This window comes from Vibrio sp. 10N.239.312.C11 (assembly GCF_041466065.1).
Classification (GTDB): Bacteria; Pseudomonadota; Gammaproteobacteria; order Enterobacterales; family Vibrionaceae; genus Vibrio; species Vibrio tasmaniensis_A.
Genome location: NZ_JBFSRZ010000024.1, coordinates 28,152 through 53,269 on the forward strand (window position 1 = coordinate 28,152; position 25,118 = coordinate 53,269).

Annotated in this window: 22 protein-coding genes and 1 riboswitch; of the genes, 11 read left to right on the forward strand and 11 right to left on the reverse strand. The window is 42.7% G+C overall.

Going from position 1 to position 25,118, the window contains the following annotated elements:
* Positions 1 to 174 precede the first annotated feature (174 nt).
* A complete protein-coding gene (locus tag AB6D07_RS12160) occupies positions 175 to 1,137 on the forward strand; it encodes a porin (RefSeq protein ID WP_017102799.1) in 963 nt (320 codons plus the stop codon).
* Positions 1,138 to 1,274: 137 nt separating this feature from the next.
* The gene (locus tag AB6D07_RS12165) at positions 1,275 to 1,934 is read left to right on the forward strand and encodes a DUF2057 family protein (protein WP_017102798.1); all 660 of its coding nucleotides are present in this window, start codon (positions 1,275 to 1,277) and stop codon (positions 1,932 to 1,934) included.
* Between the two features lie 80 nt (positions 1,935 to 2,014).
* On the opposite strand, the gene AB6D07_RS12170 is transcribed toward AB6D07_RS12165, so the two are convergent.
* Complete coding sequence (locus AB6D07_RS12170) at positions 2,015 to 2,743, reverse strand: pseudouridine synthase (RefSeq protein WP_017102797.1); 729 nt, start codon at positions 2,741 to 2,743, stop codon at positions 2,015 to 2,017.
* A 339-nt stretch (positions 2,744 to 3,082) separates the two neighbouring features.
* Here AB6D07_RS12170 and AB6D07_RS12175 point away from each other — a divergent pair, with 339 nt between their 5' ends.
* Complete coding sequence (locus AB6D07_RS12175; RefSeq protein ID WP_009846335.1) at positions 3,083 to 5,308, forward strand: NADP-dependent isocitrate dehydrogenase; 2,226 nt, start codon at positions 3,083 to 3,085, stop codon at positions 5,306 to 5,308.
* Positions 5,309 to 5,663: 355 nt separating this feature from the next.
* Here the strand turns inward: AB6D07_RS12175 and cspD are convergent, their stop codons facing one another.
* Positions 5,664 to 5,885, reverse strand: a complete 222-nt coding sequence (cspD, locus tag AB6D07_RS12180; RefSeq protein WP_009846336.1) for a cold shock domain-containing protein CspD — start codon at positions 5,883 to 5,885, stop codon at positions 5,664 to 5,666.
* Between the two features lie 589 nt (positions 5,886 to 6,474).
* Between cspD and clpS the strand changes: the two genes are divergently transcribed.
* Together clpS and clpA are read left to right on the forward strand one after the other, a co-directional pair.
* Positions 6,475 to 6,795 (forward strand): ATP-dependent Clp protease adapter ClpS, encoded by a 321-nt coding sequence (clpS, locus tag AB6D07_RS12185; RefSeq protein WP_009846337.1) that lies wholly within the window; start codon positions 6,475 to 6,477, stop codon positions 6,793 to 6,795.
* Between the two features lie 39 nt (positions 6,796 to 6,834).
* Positions 6,835 to 9,108, forward strand: a complete 2,274-nt coding sequence (gene clpA / locus AB6D07_RS12190; RefSeq protein WP_012603605.1) for an ATP-dependent Clp protease ATP-binding subunit ClpA — start codon at positions 6,835 to 6,837, stop codon at positions 9,106 to 9,108.
* 252 nt (positions 9,109 to 9,360) lie between these two features.
* Here the strand turns inward: clpA and infA are convergent, their stop codons facing one another.
* The 3 genes from infA to aat all read right to left on the reverse strand — a co-directional run bounded on the left by infA (position 9,361) and on the right by aat (position 11,069).
* Positions 9,361 to 9,579, reverse strand: a complete 219-nt coding sequence (gene infA / locus AB6D07_RS12195) for a translation initiation factor IF-1 (protein WP_001040192.1) — start codon at positions 9,577 to 9,579, stop codon at positions 9,361 to 9,363.
* Between the two features lie 81 nt (positions 9,580 to 9,660).
* On the reverse strand, positions 9,661 to 10,359 hold the full coding sequence (locus AB6D07_RS12200) for an arginyltransferase (protein WP_029223169.1): 699 nt from the start codon (positions 10,357 to 10,359) through the stop codon (positions 9,661 to 9,663).
* Entirely contained in the window at positions 10,359 to 11,069 is a 711-nt protein-coding gene (aat, locus tag AB6D07_RS12205) for a leucyl/phenylalanyl-tRNA--protein transferase (protein ID WP_017099938.1), read from the reverse strand. The genes AB6D07_RS12200 and aat overlap by 1 nt, the downstream gene beginning before the upstream one ends.
* A gap of 53 nt (positions 11,070 to 11,122) precedes the next feature.
* On the opposite strand from aat, the gene AB6D07_RS12210 reads away from it, so the two are divergent.
* Complete coding sequence (locus tag AB6D07_RS12210; RefSeq protein ID WP_012603608.1) at positions 11,123 to 11,578, forward strand: glycine zipper 2TM domain-containing protein; 456 nt, start codon at positions 11,123 to 11,125, stop codon at positions 11,576 to 11,578.
* A gap of 162 nt (positions 11,579 to 11,740) precedes the next feature.
* Positions 11,741 to 13,021, forward strand: a complete 1,281-nt coding sequence (aroA, locus tag AB6D07_RS12215; protein WP_017097711.1) for a 3-phosphoshikimate 1-carboxyvinyltransferase — start codon at positions 11,741 to 11,743, stop codon at positions 13,019 to 13,021.
* 62 nt (positions 13,022 to 13,083) lie between these two features.
* Here the strand turns inward: aroA and AB6D07_RS12220 are convergent, their stop codons facing one another.
* Positions 13,084 to 13,329 carry a YciN family protein gene (locus AB6D07_RS12220; RefSeq protein WP_004736440.1) on the reverse strand — a complete coding sequence of 82 codons (246 nt, stop codon included), beginning with the start codon at positions 13,327 to 13,329 and terminating at the stop codon, positions 13,084 to 13,086.
* Positions 13,330 to 13,768: 439 nt separating this feature from the next.
* On the opposite strand from AB6D07_RS12220, the gene topA reads away from it, so the two are divergent.
* From topA to AB6D07_RS12240, 4 genes are all read left to right on the forward strand, one after another.
* Positions 13,769 to 16,399, forward strand: a complete 2,631-nt coding sequence (gene topA / locus AB6D07_RS12225; protein ID WP_017104280.1) for a type I DNA topoisomerase — start codon at positions 13,769 to 13,771, stop codon at positions 16,397 to 16,399.
* 553 nt (positions 16,400 to 16,952) lie between these two features.
* Positions 16,953 to 18,182, forward strand: a complete 1,230-nt coding sequence (gene glgC / locus AB6D07_RS12230; protein WP_081324616.1) for a glucose-1-phosphate adenylyltransferase — start codon at positions 16,953 to 16,955, stop codon at positions 18,180 to 18,182.
* Positions 18,172 to 19,626, forward strand: a complete 1,455-nt coding sequence (gene glgA / locus AB6D07_RS12235; RefSeq protein ID WP_017104278.1) for a glycogen synthase GlgA — start codon at positions 18,172 to 18,174, stop codon at positions 19,624 to 19,626. The genes glgC and glgA overlap by 11 nt, the downstream gene beginning before the upstream one ends.
* A gap of 283 nt (positions 19,627 to 19,909) precedes the next feature.
* A complete protein-coding gene (locus AB6D07_RS12240; RefSeq protein ID WP_009846349.1) occupies positions 19,910 to 20,707 on the forward strand; it encodes an alpha/beta fold hydrolase in 798 nt (265 codons plus the stop codon).
* Positions 20,708 to 20,836: 129 nt separating this feature from the next.
* Here AB6D07_RS12240 and AB6D07_RS12245 read toward each other — a convergent pair whose 3' ends face one another.
* The 5 genes from AB6D07_RS12245 to torD form a co-directional block, all read right to left on the reverse strand.
* The gene (locus AB6D07_RS12245) at positions 20,837 to 21,154 is read right to left on the reverse strand and encodes a DUF2007 domain-containing protein (RefSeq protein WP_009846350.1); all 318 of its coding nucleotides are present in this window, start codon (positions 21,152 to 21,154) and stop codon (positions 20,837 to 20,839) included.
* Positions 21,155 to 21,232: 78 nt separating this feature from the next.
* Complete coding sequence (locus AB6D07_RS12250; protein WP_009846351.1) at positions 21,233 to 21,913, reverse strand: TVP38/TMEM64 family protein; 681 nt, start codon at positions 21,911 to 21,913, stop codon at positions 21,233 to 21,235.
* Positions 21,914 to 22,067: 154 nt separating this feature from the next.
* A complete protein-coding gene (locus tag AB6D07_RS12255; RefSeq protein ID WP_009846352.1) occupies positions 22,068 to 22,658 on the reverse strand; it encodes a TfoX/Sxy family DNA transformation protein in 591 nt (196 codons plus the stop codon).
* A 127-nt stretch (positions 22,659 to 22,785) separates the two neighbouring features.
* Positions 22,786 to 22,871, reverse strand: a riboswitch (cyclic di-GMP riboswitch).
* Between the two features lie 170 nt (positions 22,872 to 23,041).
* Positions 23,042 to 24,046, reverse strand: a complete 1,005-nt coding sequence (purR, locus tag AB6D07_RS12260; RefSeq protein WP_017099945.1) for an HTH-type transcriptional repressor PurR — start codon at positions 24,044 to 24,046, stop codon at positions 23,042 to 23,044.
* Between the two features lie 318 nt (positions 24,047 to 24,364).
* The gene (gene torD, locus AB6D07_RS12265; protein ID WP_012603615.1) at positions 24,365 to 25,012 is read right to left on the reverse strand and encodes a molecular chaperone TorD; all 648 of its coding nucleotides are present in this window, start codon (positions 25,010 to 25,012) and stop codon (positions 24,365 to 24,367) included.
* Positions 25,013 to 25,118: the final 106 nt, after the last annotated feature.

The window sequence follows — 25,118 nt, forward strand, 5'->3', positions numbered from 1 at the left end:
TGTTTTTTTAGGTTTGTTTTTAGTTTATTTGACACGCAGGATAATCTTTTGCAATCTAGACCACGAAATTTAGTGGCGGTGATTAACTACCAAAGAGTAGTAATGACCAGTCATAAAAAATAAAAGGGAACCGGGCAAGGATCTCCCATTCTTAGAAAAGGCAGTGGATTTATTATGAAAAAGACTCTATTAGCTCTAGCAGTTATGACAGCAGCTACGTCTGCACAAGCTATTGAACTTTACAATCAAGATGGTGTTTCAGTTAACTTGACTGGTGACGTAGAGATTCGTTACAAGCAGGCTATCGGTGATAACCAAGACCTTAAGCAAGAAATCGACGATGCAGATTTTGGCTTCGACACTCGTTACGATGTGAACAACGATCTACAAATCGGTGCTTACCTAGAGTTTTCTGGCGACAACAATGACCGTGCAAGTGGTAATTCTTCAGTAGGTAACGTTTACTTTGGTTTCTACCACAATGAATTCGGTACTCTTAAAGTTGGTAAACTAGATACTCAACTTGATGATGCTGGTATTGGTTCTGATTACCTATTCGGTGTTAGCTCGTTCTTCAAAGATGCAGACTTCGGTGGTGAAGAAGCTGTTCGTTACGATTACGACAACGGTTCTTTCTACGCTGGCCTAGGTCTAATCCAAGACAAGCACGAAGCACAAAATATTGGTAAAGATGGTCAATACTTTGACGCTAAAGTGGGTTACCGCGTAGCTGATTTCGATTTCACAGCATTCTACGGTGACGCAGAGCTTAAAGGTAAAAAACTAACCGTACACGCTGACGAAACTCTTCTAGCTCTAGAAGCTCGTTTTGGTGGTTTTGAGAACCTAAACCTAGAGCTTGGTTACTACAATGTAGAAAGCAAGCCTGTAACTGGTACTAAGAAAGACACTGACACAATTGCATTAGCCGCTGACTACACTATGGGTAAAACAACTTTCGCTGGTGGTGTTGCAAGCATTGACAAGAGCGTTGTAGCTGAAGAGGACTACGTTGAGTGGTTCCTAAACGCTGGTTACGGCATCGCACCTAACACTACAGTTTACGTAGAAATCGGTGACAACGATAAAAAGAACACTGACCTAGGTTACGGTGTTGGTATCAAAGCTTCTTTCTAATTGAAGACTTTTAGTAACATATTGAAGCCACCCATTTGGGTGGCTTTTTATTTTCTATAACAATGGTTTATTTCTTTTAAGCCAGTTAAGCTGCTGTTAGAATTAAGCTCGAATATCATGGGGTTTAAGAGATTATTATGATGAAATGGATGCTAACACTTTGTGCTTTGCTTTCTTTTACGGTGAGTGCAACAACATTAATTCCCGCTAAGGGGCTATCGGTTCTGTATGTTAATGGTCAAAAAGCCGATTCTGAAATTGGAAATCAACAGATTCCTAAAGGGGATGTTCAGCTAATTGTTAAGATGAATAAGAAACTTGGCAGAGGTAATTCAGCTAAGGTATTTACATCTAAACCATACGTTTTGTCTTTCATAGTAAATGGTGAAGAAATCAAAATTGATAGCCCACCAGCTCGAAGCCATCAGGAAGCTGTGAATGCATTTAAGTCAGAACAGCCTGATTGGAAATTGATTCAAGATGGTTCAGCATTAGAATACACACAAGAAAAATTGCCTTCAAAAGGTGGGTTGTTTCCGTACTTAGCGATGGACAAGTTATTGGCAGAATATAACCAGTCGAAAGGTATTTATTTTGAAGGCGGCAAGCTATTAGATAAGCCTGTAGAAGTGCAAGTGCTTCCTATAGCAGCTGCAGATACAGCATCAAGAGCTGTAAAAGTGCCTGCGGCTAAGGCTGTTGCTTCAAGTAACCTTGACCAACTCAAAGCTTGGTACCTAAAAGCTTCTAAGCAAGAACGCAAAGAATTTCGTAAATGGATGATTGACCAAGAGTAATCAATCTTCATCTACAAAAAAGCGAGACTAATAAGAGTCTCGCTTTTGCTATATTGGTACTTTTTCTGTATCAGTAAGAGCTAAATCTCTTTCCATTCACCTGGCTGAAGCTGACCCACGTTCATATTGCCCATTGAGTAGCGGATTAGACGCAGGGTAGGGAAGCCTATGTTTGCTGTCATTCGTCTTACCTGACGGTTACGTCCTTCGATGATGGTAATCGCTAACCATGTTGTTGGTATCGCCGCTCTGAAGCGCACAGGAGGAGTTCTTTCCCAAACCTGAGGTTCTTGCATCACTTCTACTTCTGCAGGCAATGTCATGCCATCTTTTAGTTCAACACCTTTTCTCAATTTATCTAAATCTTTCTCAGAAGGTGCGCCTTCGACCTGTACCCAGTAAGTCTTGGGCGATTTTGAGTTCGGCTGAGTCAACTTAGCTTGAAAGATGCCATCATTGGTCAAGACCAATAAACCTTCACTATCTCGATCTAAGCGACCAGCAGCATAAACATCTTTTACGGGAATAAAATCCGCTAGCGTTTTTCTACCTTCGCCATCAGTGAACTGGCTGAGAGTATCAAAAGGTTTGTTGAATAGAATCACTTTGCGATCTTCGGGTGCTACCTTAGGCTTTGCGTTGGTAGTTTTGCCTTTATATCGGTGTTTGCTGGAGTGCGGTTTTTTGTGTGAACTGCCAGTGTCATTTTTGCCACTGTGTTGATTCTGTCTATTACCGCTTTGTTTTAATGTGGTACCAGAACGAGCCGGTTTGTCTGAACGAGATGCGCTGCGTGAGCGAGTAGACATGTTAACTACCTTGCAAAAATGTAAACGAAGTGTGCCGAAAAGTTTTCATAGAAACGGAATTGAGCTATCATTTGCGCGCCTAAAAGACACAAAATAGAACAAGTTGATGGACTCTTAAGCCTGATTTGTTTAATTATACCTTCGTGTTTTATTATAACTGGCTCTTTTATTAAAACAATGCACTCACGGATTTGGCTCATGCTGTCGTCAAGATTGCATGAAAAATAAGATAGAGTACGACTATCGAGTAAGCAGTTTTCACTCTCAGAGTGGCTTACTGGTCAATTTATAACACTCTCACTGCTTTAAGTGAGCTTGTAAGAACTATAGGGAAATTTCATGCCTACTGAAAAACCAACGATCATCTATACCATTACTGACGAAGCTCCGGCGCTAGCAACTTACTCTCTGCTGCCTATCATTCAATCTTTTACGGCTTCTTCTGGTATTAACGTTGATACTCGCGACATTTCACTTGCAGGGCGCATTATTGCCAACTTCCCTGACTACCTGAACGAAGAGCAACGTATTGGTGATGCATTAGCAGAACTTGGTGAATTGGCTAAGACACCAGAAGCGAACATCATCAAGCTTCCAAACATCTCTGCATCTGTTCCTCAACTTCAAGCAACAATCAAAGAGCTTCAGTCAAAAGGTTACGCACTTCCTAATTACCCAGAAGAAGCAAACACTGATGAAGAGAAAGCCGTTAAAGCGACTTACGATAAAATCAAAGGCAGTGCTGTAAACCCTGTGTTACGTGAAGGTAACTCGGATCGCCGCGCTCCACTTTCTGTTAAAAACTACGCGAAGAAGAACCCACACTCAATGGGTGCTTGGTCTGCGGATTCTAAGTCGCACGTTTCAAGTATGGACGACAAAGACTTCTTCGGCAGCGAAAAGTCAGTAACAATTGAAGGTGCTACAGAAGTTAGCATTGAATTCGTTGGTAAAGATGGTGCGAAGAAAACTCTGAAGCCCGCTTTTGCATTGCAAGATAAAGAGATCATTGATGCGTCAGTGATGAACAAGGCCGCTTTGGTTGCGTTCTTCGAGAAAGAGATCGCATCAGCTAAAGAGCAAGGTGTACTGCTTTCTCTTCACATGAAAGCGACGATGATGAAAGTATCTGACCCTGTGATCTTTGGTCATGCAGTTAAGGTTTACTACAAAGACGTATTCGCTAAGCACGGTCAACTGTTTGAAGAGCTTGGTGTTGATGTAAACAACGGCATCGGCGATGTATACGCAAAAATTGCTGCGCTTCCTCAAGAGCAGAAAGAAGCGATTGAAGCTGACCTACAAGCGGTATACGAGACTCAACCACCACTAGCGATGGTTGATTCGGATCGCGGCATTACTAACCTACACGTTCCAAGCGACATCATTGTTGATGCATCTATGCCTGCAATGCTGCGTTCTTCAGGTCAAATGTGGGATCCAGAAGGTAAGCAAAAAGACACGAAAGCTATGATCCCTGATCGCAGCTACGCAAGCATCTACCAAGCAGTTATTGATTTCTGCAAAGAGAATGGTGCTTTCGATCCAACAACAATGGGTAGTGTACCAAACGTTGGCTTGATGGCTCAAAAAGCCGAAGAGTACGGTTCTCACGATAAGACTTTTATCCTTGAAGCTGCTGGTCAGGTTCAAGTTGTTGACGCTTCAGGCGTTGTGCTTCTAGAGCAAGACGTAGAGGAAGGTGATATCTTCCGTATGTGTCAGGTTAAAGATGCACCGATTCAAGACTGGGTTAAGCTAGCGGTAACTCGTGCTCGTGCTTCGGGTGTTCCTGCAGTATTCTGGCTAGACGCGTCTCGCGCGCATGATGCTCAGCTTATTAAGAAAGTTGACGCTTACCTTCCTGAATATGATACCGATGGTCTTGAAATTAAGATCCTTGCTCCTTTAGAAGCAACTCAGTACTCACTGGTTCGTATCAAAGAAGGCCTAGATACTATTTCGGTTACAGGTAACGTATTACGTGATTACCTAACGGATTTGTTCCCGATTCTAGAGCTTGGTACGTCAGCTAAAATGCTATCGATTGTTCCACTTATGAACGGTGGCGGCCTGTTTGAAACAGGTGCTGGCGGTTCTGCGCCTAAGCATGTTCAACAAGTAGAGAAAGAAAACCACCTGCGTTGGGACTCTCTTGGTGAGTTCTTGGCACTAGCGGCATCTCTAGAGCACCTAAGCGTAGTAACGGGGAATGCTAAGGCACAAGTTCTCGCTGACGCGCTTGATAAAGCGACGGGTGAATTCCTAGATAACAACAAGTCTCCTTCACGTCGAGTGGGTGAGCTTGATAACCGTGGTAGCCACTACTACCTTGCAGCATACTGGGCGAAAGCGCTGGCTGAGCAAACGGTTGACGCTGACCTTGCTGCTGAGTTCGCAGGTGTTGCAACTCAATTGGCTGAAAGTGAAGAAGCTATTGTTGCTGAGCTGAATAACGCTCAAGGTCCAGCTGGCGACTTAGGCGGTTATTACCTACTTGATGATGCATTGGTTTCATCACTAATGCGCCCAAGCTCAACGCTAAACGCATTTATTGACGCATAGTGATTGGACTCATCGTTAGTAAGTCATGAACATGATTTACTAACGAGTTGCTTGGTCTGGCAGTTAAGTCACAGATAAAGTCAAAACGAAAGACGCTTTAACGATAACGTTAAAGCGTCTTTTTTTATTCATAATGCTTCCTAGACCTAGACCTAGACCTAGACCTAGACCTAGACCTAGACCTAGCTAAAGGGATCTCTCGGACGATTTGTACTGGTGAATAGCTTTTAGCTCTCAGATCGAAAAACCGCCCATTTAAGCCTGTATTACAGGTATCAAATGAGCGGTTTCAATGTTCTGCTTACCTGACAGTCGTTTAATAAGACTGATAGAGGTCTACATGTTTGGCAATCGCCTATTTTACGGCGCTGCCTTCTACAGGAACAACGGAGCTAGCATGGGAGCCTTTAGGTCCACTTTCTACTTCATAATCGACCTGTTGACCTGCCTTTAAGGTTCGATAACCTTCCATTTGTATTGTGGAGTAGTGCGCGAAAATATCGCCATCTTCACCTTCTGGACAAATAAAGCCAAACCCTTTGGCATTGTTAAACCATTTTACTGTACCTGTAGCCATGCTATACATCCCTCATGCATTTTGTTACTAACGTTGTTATATCAAATCAATGTAAGTTCGATTGATATTATTCCTATCAACTAAACAATTTCAGCTGATAGCTTGAATCTCATACATTGCTTACGGAAATTAACGCTACCCTGCGTAATTATTCCTTATTATAAATTTTTAACGCTTATTACTAGGTTTAGAATCGTGTTACGAAGTTGTATCAGAAAAACCTTTTAGCTCCAATGTAGCTAATGATTGAGTACAGTCAATAGCAAATTGGTATAAAAATGATCAATTTTAATAACAAATCACATTCGAGATTGGCTGCATACTATTAACTAAATAGTAACTTAACGACGATCTTATCGTCACCATCAATAGTTGTGGTGTCTTTTTAATCAATCACATATGTTAATCCTGTTAATCGAGATCTTTTATTTGCAGCGATGGAAATGGTGGATTAGGCTCAGTATAGAGGAATATTTTTTGGTACTGTTTCTTGGTGCAGTTTCTTAGTACACCGTAATGCGTGAATGTGGTAAATTTGAGTTAACTAAACATTCACGACTTCCGAAAAATAACCCTTAGCAAAGCTAATATGAGCAGAAACTTTGAATGGGCATCTCCAGGCTCAGATTTACTGGAGAAAGAGAGAACGAAAGTAAAGCCACCGGCAATGTATAACGTTGTATTACATAACGATGACTACACGCCCATGGACTTTGTAATCGAGATCCTAGAGCGATTTTTCTCACTAGATATCGAAAAAGCAACGGAAGTGATGCTCAAGGTTCATTATGAAGGTAAAGCTATTTGCGGCACATACAGTGCTGAAATAGCGGAAACAAAGGTAGCGCAGGTAACGATGTACTCAAAGGAAAATGAGCATCCGCTACTATGTACAATGGAGCAAGTGTAAATTGCTCGAACAACACTGTTGTTCCCTTAGGAGGTACTTATGCTAAATAAAGAATTAGAGACGAGTTTAAATGGCGCATTTTCTCGTGCGCGAGACAAGCGACATGAATTCATGACTGTCGAACACCTCCTACTAGCATTATTAGAAAATGATGCGGCCAAGGAAGCGCTCCAAGCTTGTCAGGCTGATCTCGATGCTCTTCGCAATGAGCTCGATATTTTTATCGACCAAACGACCCCACTCATCCCTGAAAGCGACGAGACTCGTGAAACCCAGCCCACGCTGAGCTTTCAACGAGTACTTCAGCGCGCTGTTTTTCACGTTCAATCTTCAGGTCGCAGCGAAGTAACAGGTGCAAATGTACTTGTGGCTATTTTTAGTGAGCAAGAATCTCACGCGGCATATCTTCTTAAGAAAAACGACATCAGCCGCTTAGACATAGTGAATTTTATTTCACACGGTATTACCAAAGGCAGCAATGAAGGCGATAGCGGTTCATCTCCTGATTCATTTGGTGGTGCAGAGAATGCCGAAGAAGCTAACTCAGAAGATCGTCTAGAAAATTTTGCGACCAACCTTAACGAAGTAGCGAAGCAAGGTAACATTGACCCACTCATCGGTCGTGACAAAGAGCTAGAACGTACCGTTCAAGTTCTGTGTCGTCGTCGTAAGAACAACCCTCTATTAGTGGGAGAGGCGGGTGTGGGTAAAACTGCTATCGCTGAAGGTCTTGCATGGCGCATCGTTGAAGGCCAAGTCCCTGAAATCATTCAGAGCAGCGTGATTTACTCTTTGGATATTGGTTCATTGCTTGCGGGAACGAAATATCGTGGTGACTTTGAGAAGCGCTTTAAAGCGATTCTGAAGCAACTCGAGAAAGAAGAAGACGCTATCCTGTTCATCGATGAGATCCATACCATTATTGGTGCGGGTGCAGCATCGGGTGGTCAGGTGGATGCGGCAAACCTAATTAAACCGCTATTAAGCAGCGGTAAATTACGTTGTATTGGCTCAACCACTTACCAAGAGTACAGCAGTATTTTTGAGAAGGAGCGTGCTTTATCTCGTCGCTTCCAGAAAATCGATATTGTTGAACCATCGCTAGATGATACAACCAAAATTCTGATTGGCTTGAAGCCAAAATACGAAGCTCATCACGAAGTACGTTACACCAACAAAGCGTTACGTGCCGCTGTGGAGTTGTCTGCTAAGTATATTAATGAACGTCACCTTCCAGATAAGGCGATTGACGTTATTGATGAAGCGGGTGCTCGTAGTCGTTTGGCGCCTGCAAGTCGTCGTAAGAAAACGGTAAGCGTGGCTGATATTGAGTCAATGGTTGCGAAAATGGCGCGTATTCCTGAGAAGTCAGTATCGTCTTCAGACAAAGATACGCTGCAGAAACTGGATGACCGCATGAAAATGTTGGTATTCGGACAAGACCCAGCGATCGATGTATTGAGCGAAGCGATCAAGCTAACTCGTGCAGGGTTGGGAGCAGACAATAAACCTGTTGGTTCATTCTTGTTTGCTGGCCCTACTGGTGTCGGTAAAACAGAGGTGACTGTTCAACTGTCTAAATTGATGGGTATTGAGCTTCTGCGCTTTGATATGTCTGAGTACGGTGAGCGTCACTCGGTAAGCCGCTTGATCGGTGCGCCTCCTGGTTATGTTGGTTATGATCAAGGTGGTCTGCTAACCGATGCTGTTATCAAGAACCCACACTCTGTTGTGCTACTTGATGAGATCGAGAAGGCACACCCAGATATCTTTAACTTGTTATTACAGGTGATGGACAACGGTACGCTAACCGACAACAACGGTCGCAAAGCAGATTTCCGCAATGTGATCCTAGTGATGACGACCAACGCTGGTGTTGCAGAAACCGAGAAGAAATCGATCGGTTTGATCCAGCAAGATCATGCGCCAGACGCAATGAGTGAAATCAAGAAGGTATTTACTCCTGAGTTCCGTAACCGTCTTGATAATATCATCTGGTTCAACAGCCTTGATCCAAGTGTGATCAGTCAAGTTGTTGATAAATTCATTGTTGAGCTTCAGGTCCAACTGGACGCTCGTGGTGTATCTTTAGAGGTTTCTGAGGATGCTCGTCATTGGTTAGCTGAAAGAGGCTATGACAAGACCATGGGCGCTCGTCCGATGGGACGTGTGATTCAAGAGAAGCTTAAAAAGCCTCTTGCTAATGAGTTGCTGTTCGGAAGTTTGGTTGACGGCGGTACGGTTAAAGTATCTCTGAAAAAAGACGAACTGGATTTCATCTATGTTGGTGCGAAAGAAGAGGTTATGCATTAGGCATACTTCTTAAACACTAACGGCTTATAAAGAGCACTGGGTACAGTTAATTACGATATTAAACGCATGACTTCGGTTGTGCGTTTTTTTATGCTTGCTAGATGTTAGATGTTAGATGTTAGATGTTAGATGTTAGATGTTAGATGTTAGATGCTAGATGCGAGGTTGGTGTTGTTGGAGTGGTAAAAAGTTCAGGCGATAAAAAACGGAGCCTTGAGGGCTCCGCTTCTTATCGTATTCGGTAATTAAAAATTAACGAGCACGGAAGACGATGCGGCCTTTAGAAAGGTCGTATGGAGTCATCTCAACAGTTACTTTATCACCAGTAAGAATACGGATGTAGTTCTTACGCATTTTACCAGAGATGTGTGCTGTCACTACGTGACCGTTTTCAAGCTCAACACGGAACATTGTGTTTGGTAGAGTATCAAGGACAGTGCCTTGCATCTCGATTACGTCTTCTTTAGCCATCTAATCCTCTTTCGAAATTTGGCGGTTTTCAACGGCTTGATTGTGCCGTTAAAATCAAAATATGTAAAGTTGTCGCGTATTCTACCCTTGCCACCGCTGATTTACTAGCCTTTGATGACGTTGAAATCGTACTTTATAGTTCATCGCAGGGCATTCATCGATTTGATAACCCAAATATAACCATTGTTTTTGTTCTTTCTGGGCATGTTGGATCTGGAATAGAACGCCAAGAGTTCCCATGGAAATGTCGATATCAGGGTCGAAGAAGGTATAAAACGCGCTCGTACAGTGAGACATGATGTCTGTAACGGCAATGCCGACTAACTGCCCCTCATCATAGATGTGCATGAACTTTGTAGCAAGCCATTCATTTTTAGAGAAATGCAGAAACTCTTCTTTCTTCGGTGGATACATGGTTCCCGAACGGTGGCGAGCGGTTATATAGCGGCTATACAAGTCAAACCAGTTGTCATCCATTTCATCTTTCAGCTCCCAACGCAGCGCTTTGGCCTTGTTGAGTATTCGTCGTTGGCTCTTGGAAAACTTGACCTCGGGAATCGACAGTCGAATCGCTTGGCACGATGAGCAATTATCGCAATGTGGTTTATAAATGGTTGTTCCACTGCGGCGAAATCCATTTGCAAGTAGAACTTCATAGTTATCTGCGGTGTGCATGTGTTCATCAAGCGTGACTGCCACTCTTTCTTCGAGATGGGGTAAGTAACTGCAAGCGTGATTGTCTGTTAATCCAATTCTGATTTGTTGTAAATCTGGATTCATTAAGGCATTTCCTTTAGCCATTGTTTTTTAAAACATGCATCGTTAACGGACGTTTCTTTGAGTAATCGAAGAGAACTTAGGAATTCATCCCTATCAACCTCGATAGCGCCCAAGGATTCCAAGTGTGGGTTCATGACTTGGCAATCGATGAGTTGTCCGCCGAATTGTGTAAAGTGCTCACAAAAGTACCATAGCGCAATTTTAGAGGCATTAGTCTTCAGGCTGAACATCGATTCACCGCAAAAGACTTGGCCTCTTTGTAACCCATAAAGCCCGCCAATCAGCTCGTCATCTTGCCAAACCTCAACTGAGTGGCAGAACCCTAATGAAGCGAGTTCACGGTAGGCTGCTTGCATGTCATTGTTTAACCAAGTTTCCTCTTCCGGTCTCAGTGAAGAGCAATAACCAATTATTCTGTCCGTCGCTTGGTTGATGCTGACACGGTAATTATGCTTTCTTTGAAATTTTTTAAGACTTTTTGATGGTTCGAATGTCTTAGGATTAAATACCGCTCGCGGTGCAGGGCTCCACCAAAGTATAGGCTCTCCTGGGCCATACCATGGAAATATACCTTGGCTATAAGCGTTCAGAATTCGTATGGGTGACAAATCACCACCGAACGCGAGTAGACCGTTGGGTTCATCAAGCGCGTCGAAGGGCGAAGGAAACTCTATACTAGTAGTATCAAGTTCGGTTAGGTATATAGTCATAAGTACCGCATTACAGATTAATCACTGACCAAGAGGTCTTTAGGAGTTTTACCATGAAGAAGTTGCTTTGGATTTTACTTGTTTTGCCCATGTTGGCAAATGCAGCTTACAACAGAAACCAAGCCAGACCAGTGAATGAGGTCGTTTACGGTGAGGTTGATACGGTCAGGTACATTACCCAACAGGAGATCGTAGAGTCGAAAGCGAATGGTTGGGAAACCTTGTTGGGTGCGGCAATTGGTGGTTTGGTTGGTAATCAGTTTGGTGGCGGCACAGGTAAAGAAGTCGCAACGGCGGTTGGTGCTGTAGCGGGGGCGGGGATCGCTCGTAATCGCGGTAATACGCAATATCGGGTGGAATATAAACTCGTTGAATTATTGGTTAAAACCAAGGATGACAATCTGGTTAACATCATTCAAGACGTTGACAATTCGATGTTGTTCAATAGAGGTGATGATGTGCGGATTCTCTATTTTTCGGATGGCGTTAGAGTTGATCTAGCGTACTAGTATGCAAATGTGTTTGGTTGGCTAATTAATCACCTTTATCGAGGGGATTAGCTCTGGAGTTCGTTGGAAAAGTTCGTTAGTCTGCAACTACGAAGAATTATTCATCACCCGAAAATAAATACGCGCCAGTGACTTCGGGTGATACAAGGACTATAAGAACTAATGGAAAGCCTTACGTTACAACCAATTCAGAAAGTGAGCGGGGAAGTTAACCTACCTGGCTCAAAAAGTGTCTCTAATCGTGCGCTTCTTTTGGCTGCACTTTCAACGGGAACAACTCGCCTAACAAACTTACTAGACAGTGATGACATTCGTCATATGTTGAATGCATTAACACAGTTAGGTGTTGATTATCAGTTGTCTGCAGACAAAACGGTTTGTGAAGTGACAGGTGTTGGTGGTGCATTCTCAAGTGACAAAGCCCTAGAGCTTTTCTTAGGTAACGCGGGTACGGCGATGCGCCCGCTGGCTGCTGCACTTTGTTTGGGGCGTGGTGAATATGTTCTGACTGGCGAGCCTCGCATGAAAGAGCGACCAATCGGTCACTTAGTGACTGCTCTGCAAGAGGCCGGCGCCAACGTCGAATACTTAGAGAACGAAAATTACCCACCGCTGAAGATCACGGGTACTGGGCTAAAGAGTGGTACAGTTTCTATCGATGGTTCTATCTCTAGTCAATTCTTGACGGCATTTTTGATGGCTGCACCTTTAGCTGAAGGCGAAGTGACCATCAAAATCGAAGGTGAATTGGTTTCTAAGCCTTACATCGATATTACGCTGCATATCATGAAGCAATTTGGTGTGGATGTTATCAACAATGACTACCAAGAATTTGTGATTCCAACTGGGCAATCTTACATAGCACCCGGTGATTTCTTGGTTGAAGGTGATGCATCATCTGCGTCATATTTCCTTGCAGCCGCTGCTATCAAAGGTGGCGAGATTAAAGTGACAGGTATTGGCAAAAACAGTATCCAAGGTGATATCCAATTCGCTGATGCACTTGAGAAAATGGGTGCTGAAATCGAGTGGGGTGATGACTACGTTATCTCTCGTTGTGGTGAGCTAAAAGGCATTGATATGGACTATAACCATATTCCAGATGCGGCGATGACAATTGCGACAACGGCTTTGTTTGCTAAGGGAACAACCGCAATCCGCAATGTTTACAACTGGCGTGTGAAAGAGACGGATCGCTTAGCGGCAATGGCAACAGAACTACGTAAAGTAGGCGCTGAGGTGGAAGAGGGTGAAGACTACATCATTGTTAACCCTGTGGCTGAACTGACGCACGCGGCGATTGATACTTACGATGATCACCGCATGGCGATGTGTTTCTCGTTGGTTGCTTTGAGTGACACCCCGGTGACGATCAATGATCCAGGTTGTACATCAAAGACATTCCCTGACTACTTCGATAAGCTGAAAATGCTGAGTCTATAAAAATACTAAGTCTATAACGGTCCAGGAAGTAAAAAAGCTTGCCTAAATGGCAAGCTTTTTCGTTATTGCTGAAGCGTAAATTCTTTTGAAAGATGGTGCGCTAAGTATTTAAACATGTTAAATACTGCGGTTGTATTCTCTGTCGGCATTCCATTGCTGTCTAAGAAGTATTCACCTTTGAAGATGAGGACATCGTCTTTTTCTACTACGCTGTTTGCGCGCATGCCTTCAATGTAGTCATCATGTGATTGGATAATTTGGTTTGCGATAAGCAGTAAATCAAATTCTGCTATTACTTTCTTTGTCATGAGTTTATCTCTGATAACTGAATATAACGTTGAGTTTATGGTGTCGAACTAGAAATTCAATGATTTCACAACCGATTAAGAGAGTCTTTTCAAACATCCACAATTTATTTTGTGATTTACGGCAAAAATAATTGAATGGGGCTCGCGTTAGATTCGCGGACAAGCTTAGTATGAGCCCGTTTAGACGTAATGCCTGATGAATAGGCTCTTGCAAGTATTCTTAGTGAGTACTTTATAGCTTCTTTATATTGTGCCCCTTTTCTCTATGAGTCGTCGAATTGTCGAGCGATCAGATCCAATTTTGAAAAAAGCGGTTGATCTTCTAGTAATCTCGCACAATAGTAAAAAAAGAAGCAATGAATTTAGAATATCATGCGTAAAAGCCCACAAGCTAAATTGTTGGTGCTGAAGCATCGTGATTAAGGACGTTAGAGTCAATATGGGTAAATCGCTCGTTATAGTGGAGTCGCCAGCCAAGGCTAAAACTATCAATAAATATCTTGGCAAAGACTTTGTCGTTAAGTCGAGTGTAGGTCACGTACGTGATTTACCAACGGCGGGTCAAAGTACTGGTCAAAAGGCTGCTGCAGTTTCAACCAAGGGTATGAGCCCAGAAGATAAAGCTCGTATCAAGAAAGAAAAAGATCGCAAAGCTCTCATTAAAAAGATGGGTATCAACCCATATCAAGAGTGGGAAGCGAACTACCAAATTTTACCTGGTAAAGAAAAAGTCGTTGCTGAATTGCAAAAACTGGCTGAGAACGCAGACCATGTTTATCTCGCAACCGATTTGGATCGCGAAGGAGAAGCTATCGCATGGCACCTTCGTGAGATCATCGGTGGTGATGAAACGCGATACAAGCGAGTGGTTTTTAACGAAATTACCAAAAATGCTATCCAACAAGCTTTTGAAACTCCAGGTGAGCTAAACATTGATGGCGTAAACGCACAACAAGCACGACGTTTTATGGACCGTGTTGTTGGCTTTATGGTGTCGCCACTGCTTTGGAAGAAAGTAGCACGAGGCCTATCCGCTGGCCGTGTTCAATCAGTCGCTGTAAAACTACTGGTTGAGCGTGAGCGCGAGATCAACGCTTTTATCCCCGAAGAGTTCTGGGATGTGCATGCTGATACCAAAACAGCAGAGAAAACAGATTTCAGACTGCAAGTCGCTCAGAAAGACGGCGTTGCGTTTAAACCTGATAATGAAGCGCAAACACAAGCTGCAGTTAGCGTTTTAGAAAAAGCTCAATACGAAGTCTGTAAACGTGAAGACCGCCCAACTAAGAGTAAGCCGTCTGCCCCTTACATCACGTCTACGCTGCAACAAGCAGCGAGTACGCGTCTTGGTTACGGCGTGAAGAAAACCATGATGTTGGCTCAACGTTTGTATGAAGCGGGTTACATCACTTATATGCGTACTGACTCAACCAACTTGAGTTCAGAAGCTGTTGAAGCCGCTCGTGAATACATTGGTTCTGAGTACGGCGAGCAATATCTTCCACCTAAAGCACTTGTATACGGCAGCAAAGAGGGCGCTCAAGAGGCCCACGAAGCGATTCGTCCTTCAAGTGTAGATGTTAAGTCGGAAGACCTAAACGGCGTAGACGCAGACGCACACAAGCTATATTCACTGATTTGGAATCAATTCGTTGCTTGTCAAATGACACCTGCGCAATACGATTCAACGACAGTAAGCGTTAAAGCGGATGAGTACACGTTAAAAGCGAAAGGCCGTATTCTTAAGTTTGACGGTTGGACTCGCGTTCAACGTCCAATGGGCAAAAATGAAGATACTATTCTTCCTGCTGTACAGGTTGGTGAAAAGCTAGACCTTATCGCATTAGACCCTAAACAGCACTTCACTAAGCCGCCAGCCCGTTTTACTGAAGCGGCGCTAGTTAAAGAGCTTGAGAAGCGTGGTATTGGTCGTCCTTCAACGTACGCATCAATCATCTCTACGATTCAAGACCGTGGTTATGTAAAAGTTGAACAGCGTCGTTTCTATGCTGAGAAGATGGGTGAAATTGTTACTGACCGTCTAGATGGCAGTTTCAATGACCTAATGAACTATGACTTTACGGCTCGTATGGAGCAGAAGTTAGACCAAATTGCAGAAGGCGAAGCAAGCTGGAAAGGCGTGCTAGATAACTTCTTCGAAGACTTTACAGGCGATTTGGAAAAAGCCGATTTAGATGAAGACGCTGGTGGCATGAAGCCAAATCATATCGTTGAAACCGATATTGAGTGTCCAACTTGTAGTCGTAAAATGGGTATTCGTACAGCTTCGACTGGCGTATTCCTAGGTTGTTCTGGTTATGCACTTCCACCAAAAGAGCGCTGTAAGACAACCATTAACCTTGGCGATGAAGACGGTATTATCAACGTTCTTGAAGAAGACGTTGAAACCGCAGCACTTCGAGCGAAAAAGCGTTGTCCGATTTGTGAAACGGCAATGGATGCTTATCTGATCGATGATAAGCGTAAGATGCACGTGTGTGGTAACAACCCTAACTGTGAAGGTTATGTGGTTGAACACGGCGAATTCAAAGTGAAAGGCTATGATGGTCCGCTTGTTGAGTGTGACAAATGTAGTTCTGACATGGTTTTGAAGAATGGTCGTTTCGGTAAATACATGGACTGTACGAGTGAAGATTGTAAGAACACTCGGAAGATTCTGAAAAATGGTGAAGTAGCGCCACCGAAAGAAGACCCAGTGCATTTCCCTGAACTCCCATGTGAAAATTCAGATGCATACTTCGTACTTCGTGACGGGGCTTCTGGTTTGTTTATGGCCGCGAGTAATTTCCCTAAATCACGTGAAACACGTGCACCATTAGTGGAAGAGCTGGTTCGTTTTAAAGACCGTATTTCACCTAAATTCCAGTATCTGGCATCAGCACCGGTTGCTGATCCTGATGGCAAGCCGACAGTAGTTCGTTTTAGTCGTAAGACAAAAGAAAACTACGTTCGTACCGAAGTGGACGGTAAACCTTCAGGTTGGACCGCTTTGTACATTGACGGTAAGTGGGAAGTTACGGATAAACGTAAAAAGCCTAAAGAGAAGTAACTGAATGTGTGACCCGATCTGATATGGGTTGACATTTTATTGTTGAAAAAAGCAGCCATTAGGCTGCTTTTTTTTGATCTGAATATGACTAATTATGCTGTCTCTCGATCGTCGGCCTTACCTGTGTCTATTTGTTAAATTCAGGTCATGAAATAAATGAAATGGATAATAATCTTTAATTATGCAACCTTAACGTGATTGTAACTTAATTAAAATATTGTAAGTCACAGATCAGGTTTTAGTTGTATACCTGATGTATTCCGAGTGTTAACTTAATGTTTCATAAAAACAGTGTAATGTGAGCTGCTTTAAGTCTTAGGAAAGCAATCGGCTTACATAACACAGAATGGCGTATTAAAAATTGAAATCGACCGGAAAGTCGATAACGTATATAAAACCAAGTGCAAACAATAGTGCACACTTAACAACGTTTGGCTTAGGATATTTTCACTGCATGTGAATGGATATTCGTTAAGTACCGAAATAAGTGTTGGTGCTCATCCCCCAGAGGAAGATACCTCTTAGAGCACTAACATCGACAAGCTATAAATATATGGAGAATAAAATGGCTGGTGTATTAGGAATGATTCTTGCTGGTGGTGAAGGCTCTCGCTTAAGACCTTTAACTGAATCTCGCAGCAAACCCTCGGTTCCTTTCGGTGGTAGTTACCGCTTAATTGATTTTGCTCTGAATAACTTCGTTAATGCTGATCTAATGAAGATCTACGTATTAACACAGTTTAAGTCACAATCACTGTTCCATCACATGAAAAAAGGTTGGAATATCAGTGGTATAACAGACCGTTTTATCGACCCAATTCCTGCGCAAATGCGTACAGGTAAGCGTTGGTATGAAGGTACTGCAGATGCTATTTATCAAAACCTTCGCTTCATGCAGTTGGAAGAACCTGATCAAGTTTGTATTTTTGGATCAGATCATATTTACAAAATGGACATTAAGCAGATGCTTGATTTCCATAAAGAGAAGAAAGCGGCTTTAACCGTTTCTGCATTGCGTATGCCGCTTGCTGAAGCATCTGAATTCGGCGTTATCGAAGTGGATGCTGAAGGACGTATGATTGGTTTTGAAGAGAAACCGGTTAACCCGAAACCAATTCCAGGTGACCCGGAGTCTGCGCTTGTGTCTATGGGTAACTACGTATTTGAAGCTAACGAGTTGTTCGCAGAACTTGTTGAAGATGCAGATAAAGAAGACTCGACACATGATTTCGGAAAAGACATCATTCCAAACATGGTTCCGCGTGGTGATGTGTTTGTTTATGACTTCAGTACTAACCGTATTACTGGTGAGAAAGAAGAAGTTTATTGGCGCGATGTAGGTACGATTGACGCGTACTGGCAAGCTCATATGGATCTTCTTGAGAAAGATGCGCCATTCTCGCTATACAACCGCAAGTGGCCACTACATACGTACTATCCGCCACTACCGCCGGCTACGTTTACTGATTCGGCAAACGGCCGTGTTCAGATCATCGATAGCTTAGTGTGTAACGGCAGCTACGTACGTGGTTCTCGCATTGAGAAGTGTGTATTGGGTTTCCGTAGTAATATCGCATCAGCGTGTGATATTAGTGAGAGTATCTTACTGGGCGACGTGAAAGTGGGTGAAGGTTGTGTACTTCGTCGTGTCATCGTCGATAAAGATGCAGATATCGCACCTGGAACACAGATTGGCGTAAATCTGAAAGAAGATAAAAAGCATTACCATGTCTCTGACGATGGTGTAGTAGTTATTTCCAAAGGAGCTCGAGTTGGTTACTAAGACTCTCTCGGTACTTTTTGTAGCGTCTGAAGTTGAAGGCTTGATTAAAAGTGGTGGCTTGGCTGATGTAGCCAAGGCACTGCCAAAAGCGTTACAAACACTCGAACAAGATGTTCGAGTGACCATCCCTGCTTATAGAAACATTCCAAACATTGATTCAGCTGAAGTGATTTTGTCGACCGAGCTCGATTATTGGCCTCATACTGCTTATCAAGTCAAAAAGTTGAGTGTCGAAGGTGTTCAAATCTTCGCTATTGAATGTGACAAGTATTTTGACCGTCCTGAAATGTACGCAGAGAACAATCAAGCGTATGCTGATAACGGAGAGCGCTTTTCGTTCTTCAGTACGGCTTGTTTGGATATGCTTCCTAAGCTCGCGTTCCAACCTGATATCATTCATGCAAATGACTGGCACACAGGCTTTGTGCCTTTCTTGCTTAAATCACGTTATCAACAACACGAATTCTTTGAAAATACGCGCAGTGTTATCTCGATTCACAATGCAGTTTTCAAAGGGGTGTTCGCATACGATGAACTGCAATGTCTGCCAGAGATGCACAGTTACAATGTGCCTGAAGCATCTGTAAGTGACACGCATGTCACCATGCTAAAAGCAGGGGTGATGTGTGCCGATAAGGTCAATGCAGTAAGCCCAACGTATGCGGAAGAGCTGAAAACGGAGTTAGGTAGCCATGGCATGGCAGCAGAGTTCCAACATCGTTCGGCCGACTTATTTGGTATTCTCAACGGTTGTGATTATGGAGCTTGGAACCCGGAAACAGACGCTTTCCTTCCTCGTAAATTCAAAGCAACGAAACACAGCATGACTCGTGGGAAATCTGCTTGTAAGCAAAAACTGCAACAAGATGTTGGTTTACCCGTTACCGATCGTGCGGTTTATGGCATGGTTTGCCGTCTGACCAACCAAAAAGGCGTTCATTACTTACTGCCTATCATCGAGCAGTTCTTGAAAAACGAATTGCAGATCGTGATTGTCGGTACTGGTGATCCGGTTTTGGCGAGTCAATTGAAAGAGTTATCAGCACTTCATTCAGACAAGTTCTCATTCGTAGAAGCCTACAATAATGAACTAGCGCATTTGGTTGAAGCGGGCTCTGATTTTTTCTTGATGCCTTCTGAATTTGAGCCCTGTGGCTTGAACCAAATCTACAGCATGGCTTACGGTACTTTGCCTATTGTGCGCTCTGTTGGCGGTTTAAAAGACAGTGTGAATGATTACGATCAGGATCCAGAAGTCGCGACTGGGTTTGCTTTTGAAGAGCCAACACCGCAAGCATTGCTATCGGTATTGCATCGTTCATTACTACTTTATGCTCAAAATCCATCTGAAATTAAGCGCGTTCAACTTTATGCGATGCAACAAGACTTTAGTTGGGAAGATGCGGCAGAAGAATATCTTGCGATGTACCATTCTGCATTTTAACTTACTGACTTAGCTTTAAAATTCAGTTGTTGAATAACAACCGTTCATAATAAAAGAAGGCGCTCTGCTGATAGAGTGCCTTTTTGTTTTCTGGTCAGATCACATCACGTTTCCAAAGACAAAGCTTGCAAACTCATTTTAGTCAGGTAGAAAAGGTGGTCAGGTATTCACATGACTAGTGTTGGGTTTGACACTATTATCACTTAAAATTCTTAATTGCGTGATATCCTTAGTCATCGCCTTGTGATGAGGCTTAGCTCCATAAATAAATTAAGCGATAGGTATGTCTGAGAGTTTATTATTTCATAAAACATTTACTCACCCTACGAGTGATGAGTGGGTTGTGTTTGTGCATGGCGCAGGGGGCAGTTCCTCCATTTGGTTTAAGCAGATCAAAGCGTATAAACAGCATTTCAACTTGCTTCTCATTGACTTGAGAGGGCACGGTAAATCAGACAACATACTTAAAGATCTGATTTCGAACCGTTATACGTTCAAATCAGTAACGCTCGATATTCTTAAAGTGTTAGATCATCTAAAAATCCGATCCGCACACTTTGTTGGTATGTCTTTGGGTACAATTATCGTTCGTAACGTGGCCGAACTGGCGGCAAGCAGAGTACGTTCGATGGTGCTTGGTGGTGCTGTCACTAAACTTAACACTCGATCTCAAGTCTTAATCAAATTAGGAAACCTGAGTAAGCACATCATTCCTTATATGTGGCTATACAGCCTTTTTGCTTATGTTGTGATGCCGCAAAAAAGTCAGAAAGAATCACGTCACCTGTTTATCCGCGAAGCGAAAAAGCTGTGCCAAAAAGAGTTCAAGCGCTGGTTTATCCTCACGGCTGATGTGAACCCATTGATGAAATACTTTAAAGACAGGGAGTTGCCGATTCCGACTTTGTATTTGATGGGCGAGCGCGATTACATGTTCATCAAACCCGTTAAAGAAATGGTCGAAGCGCACGAGTCGAGCGAGTTGGTAGAAATTGCCAACTGTGGGCATGTATGTAATGTAGAAAATCCTGAAGAATTCAATCAACAATCTATCGCTTTTATCCAAAAGCAAATTCAGTGATTCTCTGGGTTGGTTATCAGACTAGATGATCCAATAGAATTAAAATAAAAACGGGAAGTTAATTTAGCTTACCGTTTTTATTTGGAGGAGGTATTTGACCGAATCGTGTCTGTAATAACTGAAACTTTGCTATTCAGGCGAAGCAGCGCCGCACTGCCAACAAGACCCGAATTGTGCTTCATTGATTTCATGACACTCACCACAACGCCACTCTTCATAGATGATCGAATCTTGCTGTTTTTGGTAGTCATTGACGATCGTGCGGGCTTTACTAGCGAGTTCTGGCTCATATAACCATACGTAAGGGTCTGTATCTTCGGTAAATGGGATTTCACCTTTTAAACCAAACAAACCCTCACCACGGACTTCACACGCAATATTCTCACTTTCTAACAATCCACAGATGATATGAGCTTCTGTCGGATTCGATGCACTGAAGATTTTCATTGAAATAGAACCTTATTTGGCTGCATGCGTTATTTAGCTATTTAGCTATTTAGCTATTTAGCTATCTAGCTATATACGTTACTCAGCGACAGGTGCTGAGCGAAATTTGTTCATTAACCATTTAGCAATAATTGGGAACACACCCAGTAAGGCAAATGACAACAGTACTGAGGGAGACACGATGCCCGAAAGTGAATCAATTTCTGCGAGTTGAGTTCCGGCATTCAAGAAAACGGCGGTACCCGGCAACATACCGATTTGGCTAGTAATATAGTAACGACTCACCGACATCGGTGTTAGACCCATCAATAGATTGATAAGGAAAAATGGGAAAACAGGAATTAGACGTAGCGAGAATAAGTAAAATGCACCGTCTTTCTCAACGCCCTTATTGATGGTGGCTAACTTGTCGCCAAACTTGGTTTGGATCCAGTCACGTAACAAGTAACGGCTACTTAAGAAGGCGAGGGTTGCGCCAATAGCGCTCGCGAAAGACACCAGCAGTAAACTGTTCCAAAACCCAAACAGCGCAGCGCCTAACAGCGTAACAACGGCAGCGCCAGGAATTGAGAAAGCTGTAATCATGACATACGCGACAAAGTAGATAGCGGCAGCGGCAATGAAATTGCTCTCGATGTAGTCATTCAAAACAGCTTGCTGGGCTTTTGCATTTTCAAGCGTTAAGTACTGGCCGAAATTGACGCCTAACAAGACGATGGTTATGACCAACACAATACCCAATATCATTTTTTTACTCATTGATACTTCCTCTAAATTTTCAATGCATACCATTAGTTTTTCAATGTATACCACTAGTATAGATAGACAGGCAAAGCATAGAATAACTTTCACCAGATATAAAAAAAGCCGCAAAAATGCGGCTTAGTTATCTATATAGTTTGCACTGACAATGTTAATTGACGTGATTGATAAGCTCTTCACGACGTTGCTGCGGTATAACAGACCAATGTGTACCATTGATCGCGCCTTCTAGCGCCCATAACAGTTCAATACTGACAGAAGACGCATGCGATTCTTTGATGGCGTTAAATGCGTTTACAGAGCCAGATTCATATAAACGTTCTACAGAATCGATCCCTGCCTTTTTCAACATCCGCTCGGTAGCGAGTCGAAGGTTAGGCAGATCTTTGAGTCTAGTTGGTTTAGCAGAAGATTGTTCAGCTTTCTCTTCTTTAGCAAAACCTAGAGACGTAGTCGCAAGCTGCAAGATTTTCTCTTGGTCTTGCCATAAGCCTTCAGGTAAAGCGAAATATTTAGTAACGACAGGAAAACCACGTTTTTTGTAGACGTATGGTTGAAATCCTTGTTGTTCGAATTGTTGTGTTGTGCATTTGTCAGCTCGTATATGCAACTGGTCATTCACAACCAGGGCAAACATAGTGTCATCAGCAAAAAGCCCGAATCCACCAAACATTGAGCGTGACTTAATTTTTCCTAGGGGCTCAAATAATTTCATTGAGTCCTTTAGTATCGGTTTATCCATGTTATTTATCTCGGTGTATTTGAACTACGCCACCAAATAAGCAGGTCCGAGAGATTAGCAAAATGTTGCAATTAAATTGTCAATAGGCTGTAAATTACTAAAGTATTAGCAGTTACTGCATTTTGCCATCGGTAACCCCGCTACCATACCAACGAGTGGTTTAGGCCGGAAGCTTTGCGTCCCACTTTTTCAAGTGGTTTGCCCTGTGCGTGACTGGGTTATTAGAATAAAGTTTTTGTTGAATTAGGCTCACACTTCTTATTTCAAAATGTGATGTTGCTTCAATTAATGATCTTTGAATTATGCATGCAAGTGCACTTTGTTTGTTGAGAAAAAAAACGCACCTAAAGGTGCGCTTGATTAAACTAAACTCATTACATCAATTAATTTAACGTTTTAACTGTACTTCGCTCAACAATTTCAGGGTGCATTTCGAAGACGCGTTTCTCGTGGTCTTTGTCTTTTATACGCTCTAGTAGTATTTCGAATGCATTTTTACCAACACGGCGCTTAGGTTGGTGAACCGTCGTTAACGGTGGAGAGAAGTATTCAGCCAATTCTATGTTGTCGTAACCGATCACTGAGATATCTTCAGGAATACGAATGCCTTTTTCTTGTAATCGACTCATCAGTCCTAATGCCATCGTGTCGTTAAAACAGAATACTGCGGTAGGGCGATCTTTCATCTCAATGATTTGGTCAGCAGCAATCACAGCTGTGTCACATTCAAAGTTGCCTTCGATGATCATATTTTCATCGGCAGTAATCTTCGCTTCATTGAGCGCGCGCTTGTAACCTGAGATGCGTTCAACACACGCTGCTTTGTCTAAGTGGCCACTTAAACATGCAATCTTGGAGTGACCGCGCTCAATGAGATATTTGGTTGCTAGGTAGCCACCTTCTTCAGAGTTATCGATGATCTTATCAGCCTGAGAGCTTTCAGGGCCCCAGTCCATGATAACTTTAGGGATGTCTGCGTGACGGTCTAACATCTCTCTTAGTTCTTCAGTCAGGTCAGAACACATAACTAAGATGCCATCTACACGTTTCTCAGCAAGCATTCGAATGTAGTCACGTTGCTTTTCGTAGATACCGCCCGTATTACATAGGATCAAAGTGTAACCTTGACGGTAGCAGTAGCTCTCAACACCATCGATAACTTCAGAGAAGAATAGGTTAGTTGATTGAGTCACTAGCATACCGATGGTGCGGGTTGTATTGCACTTCAAACTACGAGCAACGGCACTTGGCGCATAGTTCAGTTCGTCTACGGCTTTGTTTACTTTTTCTTGAGTCGCTTCAGCAACAAAGCGAGTTTTGTTGATTACGTGAGAAACGGTTGTTGTTGATACGCCGGCTAAGCGTGCGACATCTTTTATAGTGGCCATGTTTTTATCCTATTAGAAGCTACTTTCCCAAAGTACGGAATGAAGTAGCCGTTAAGCTACCTAACTAAGAGCTTAAATTTGTAGGGCTCTTTGGGTACTAAAGTGCTAAAAAACAAAAAACCGCTATTGAGCGGCTTGTCTTAACACCGAAATGCTCTGAACTTCAATAAGTGTAGCATTTCGTGAATGTTTCATATTTTATCGTTTGCGGTCACAATTTTAGACTGACTAGAAATTACTCGCAATAAAATTCACCCAGAAATCCGGGTGAATGGTCACAATTCTATTGAATTTATTTATCGAGTCGCCAAAAAAAGCTTATTCGCCAGCTAGGTATTGAGTGTCTAATTTGCAGAATGCCAATAGCAGGGATGAGACTGAAGCGTAGAAACCGAATGTGTCAATGTCATGACATTTAACGTTGAACTTTGGTACCCAAGTAAGCAGTTGCTGTTCGATAAATTGCTGTTGAACAGCGAAGGATTTCTCTAGTTCTTCTTCAAGTTCAGTTTCGTTCGAACGAATGATTAGATTACCTAGGAAATCGAGTTCGATAGCAATGTGGTCAGCTGGCTCTTTTAGGTCTTGGTTAACCACCAAGTTGTGTTTAGCCATGATTTCTTCCATATCTTTTGCTGGCTTATCGTTCAAAAGGCCAGTCTGGCCGATATACATAGAAGCGTAAGGAAGTGCGCCATGTTTATCAGTCTTTAAGAATAAGTCACAGAAGTCAGCAGACAATTCTAATTGAGCATCTTCACGTGTTTGTAGACGGTTTAGCGCATCCACTAAGCTATCAATCGCCGGCTTTAGTGTTTCATTTTCACCTAAACCAGTTAGGAAAGAACGAATTTCAACAGAGTGGTAGTGATCGAGTTCTTCTTGAGTGAGCTCTTTAGCGAACAAGCTTGATAGCCACCAGTATATTTCTGCTCGTTGTTCGTTGAATGCTTTCGTATCTTTCATTTCTTAGATCCTGATTTAGTCTTGTGGTGTGTGTATACCTAGCATCGTCGAGTGATTTGGGTATAGACACACCAAGGCTGAATAACAAGGTTATTTGCGAAACGCA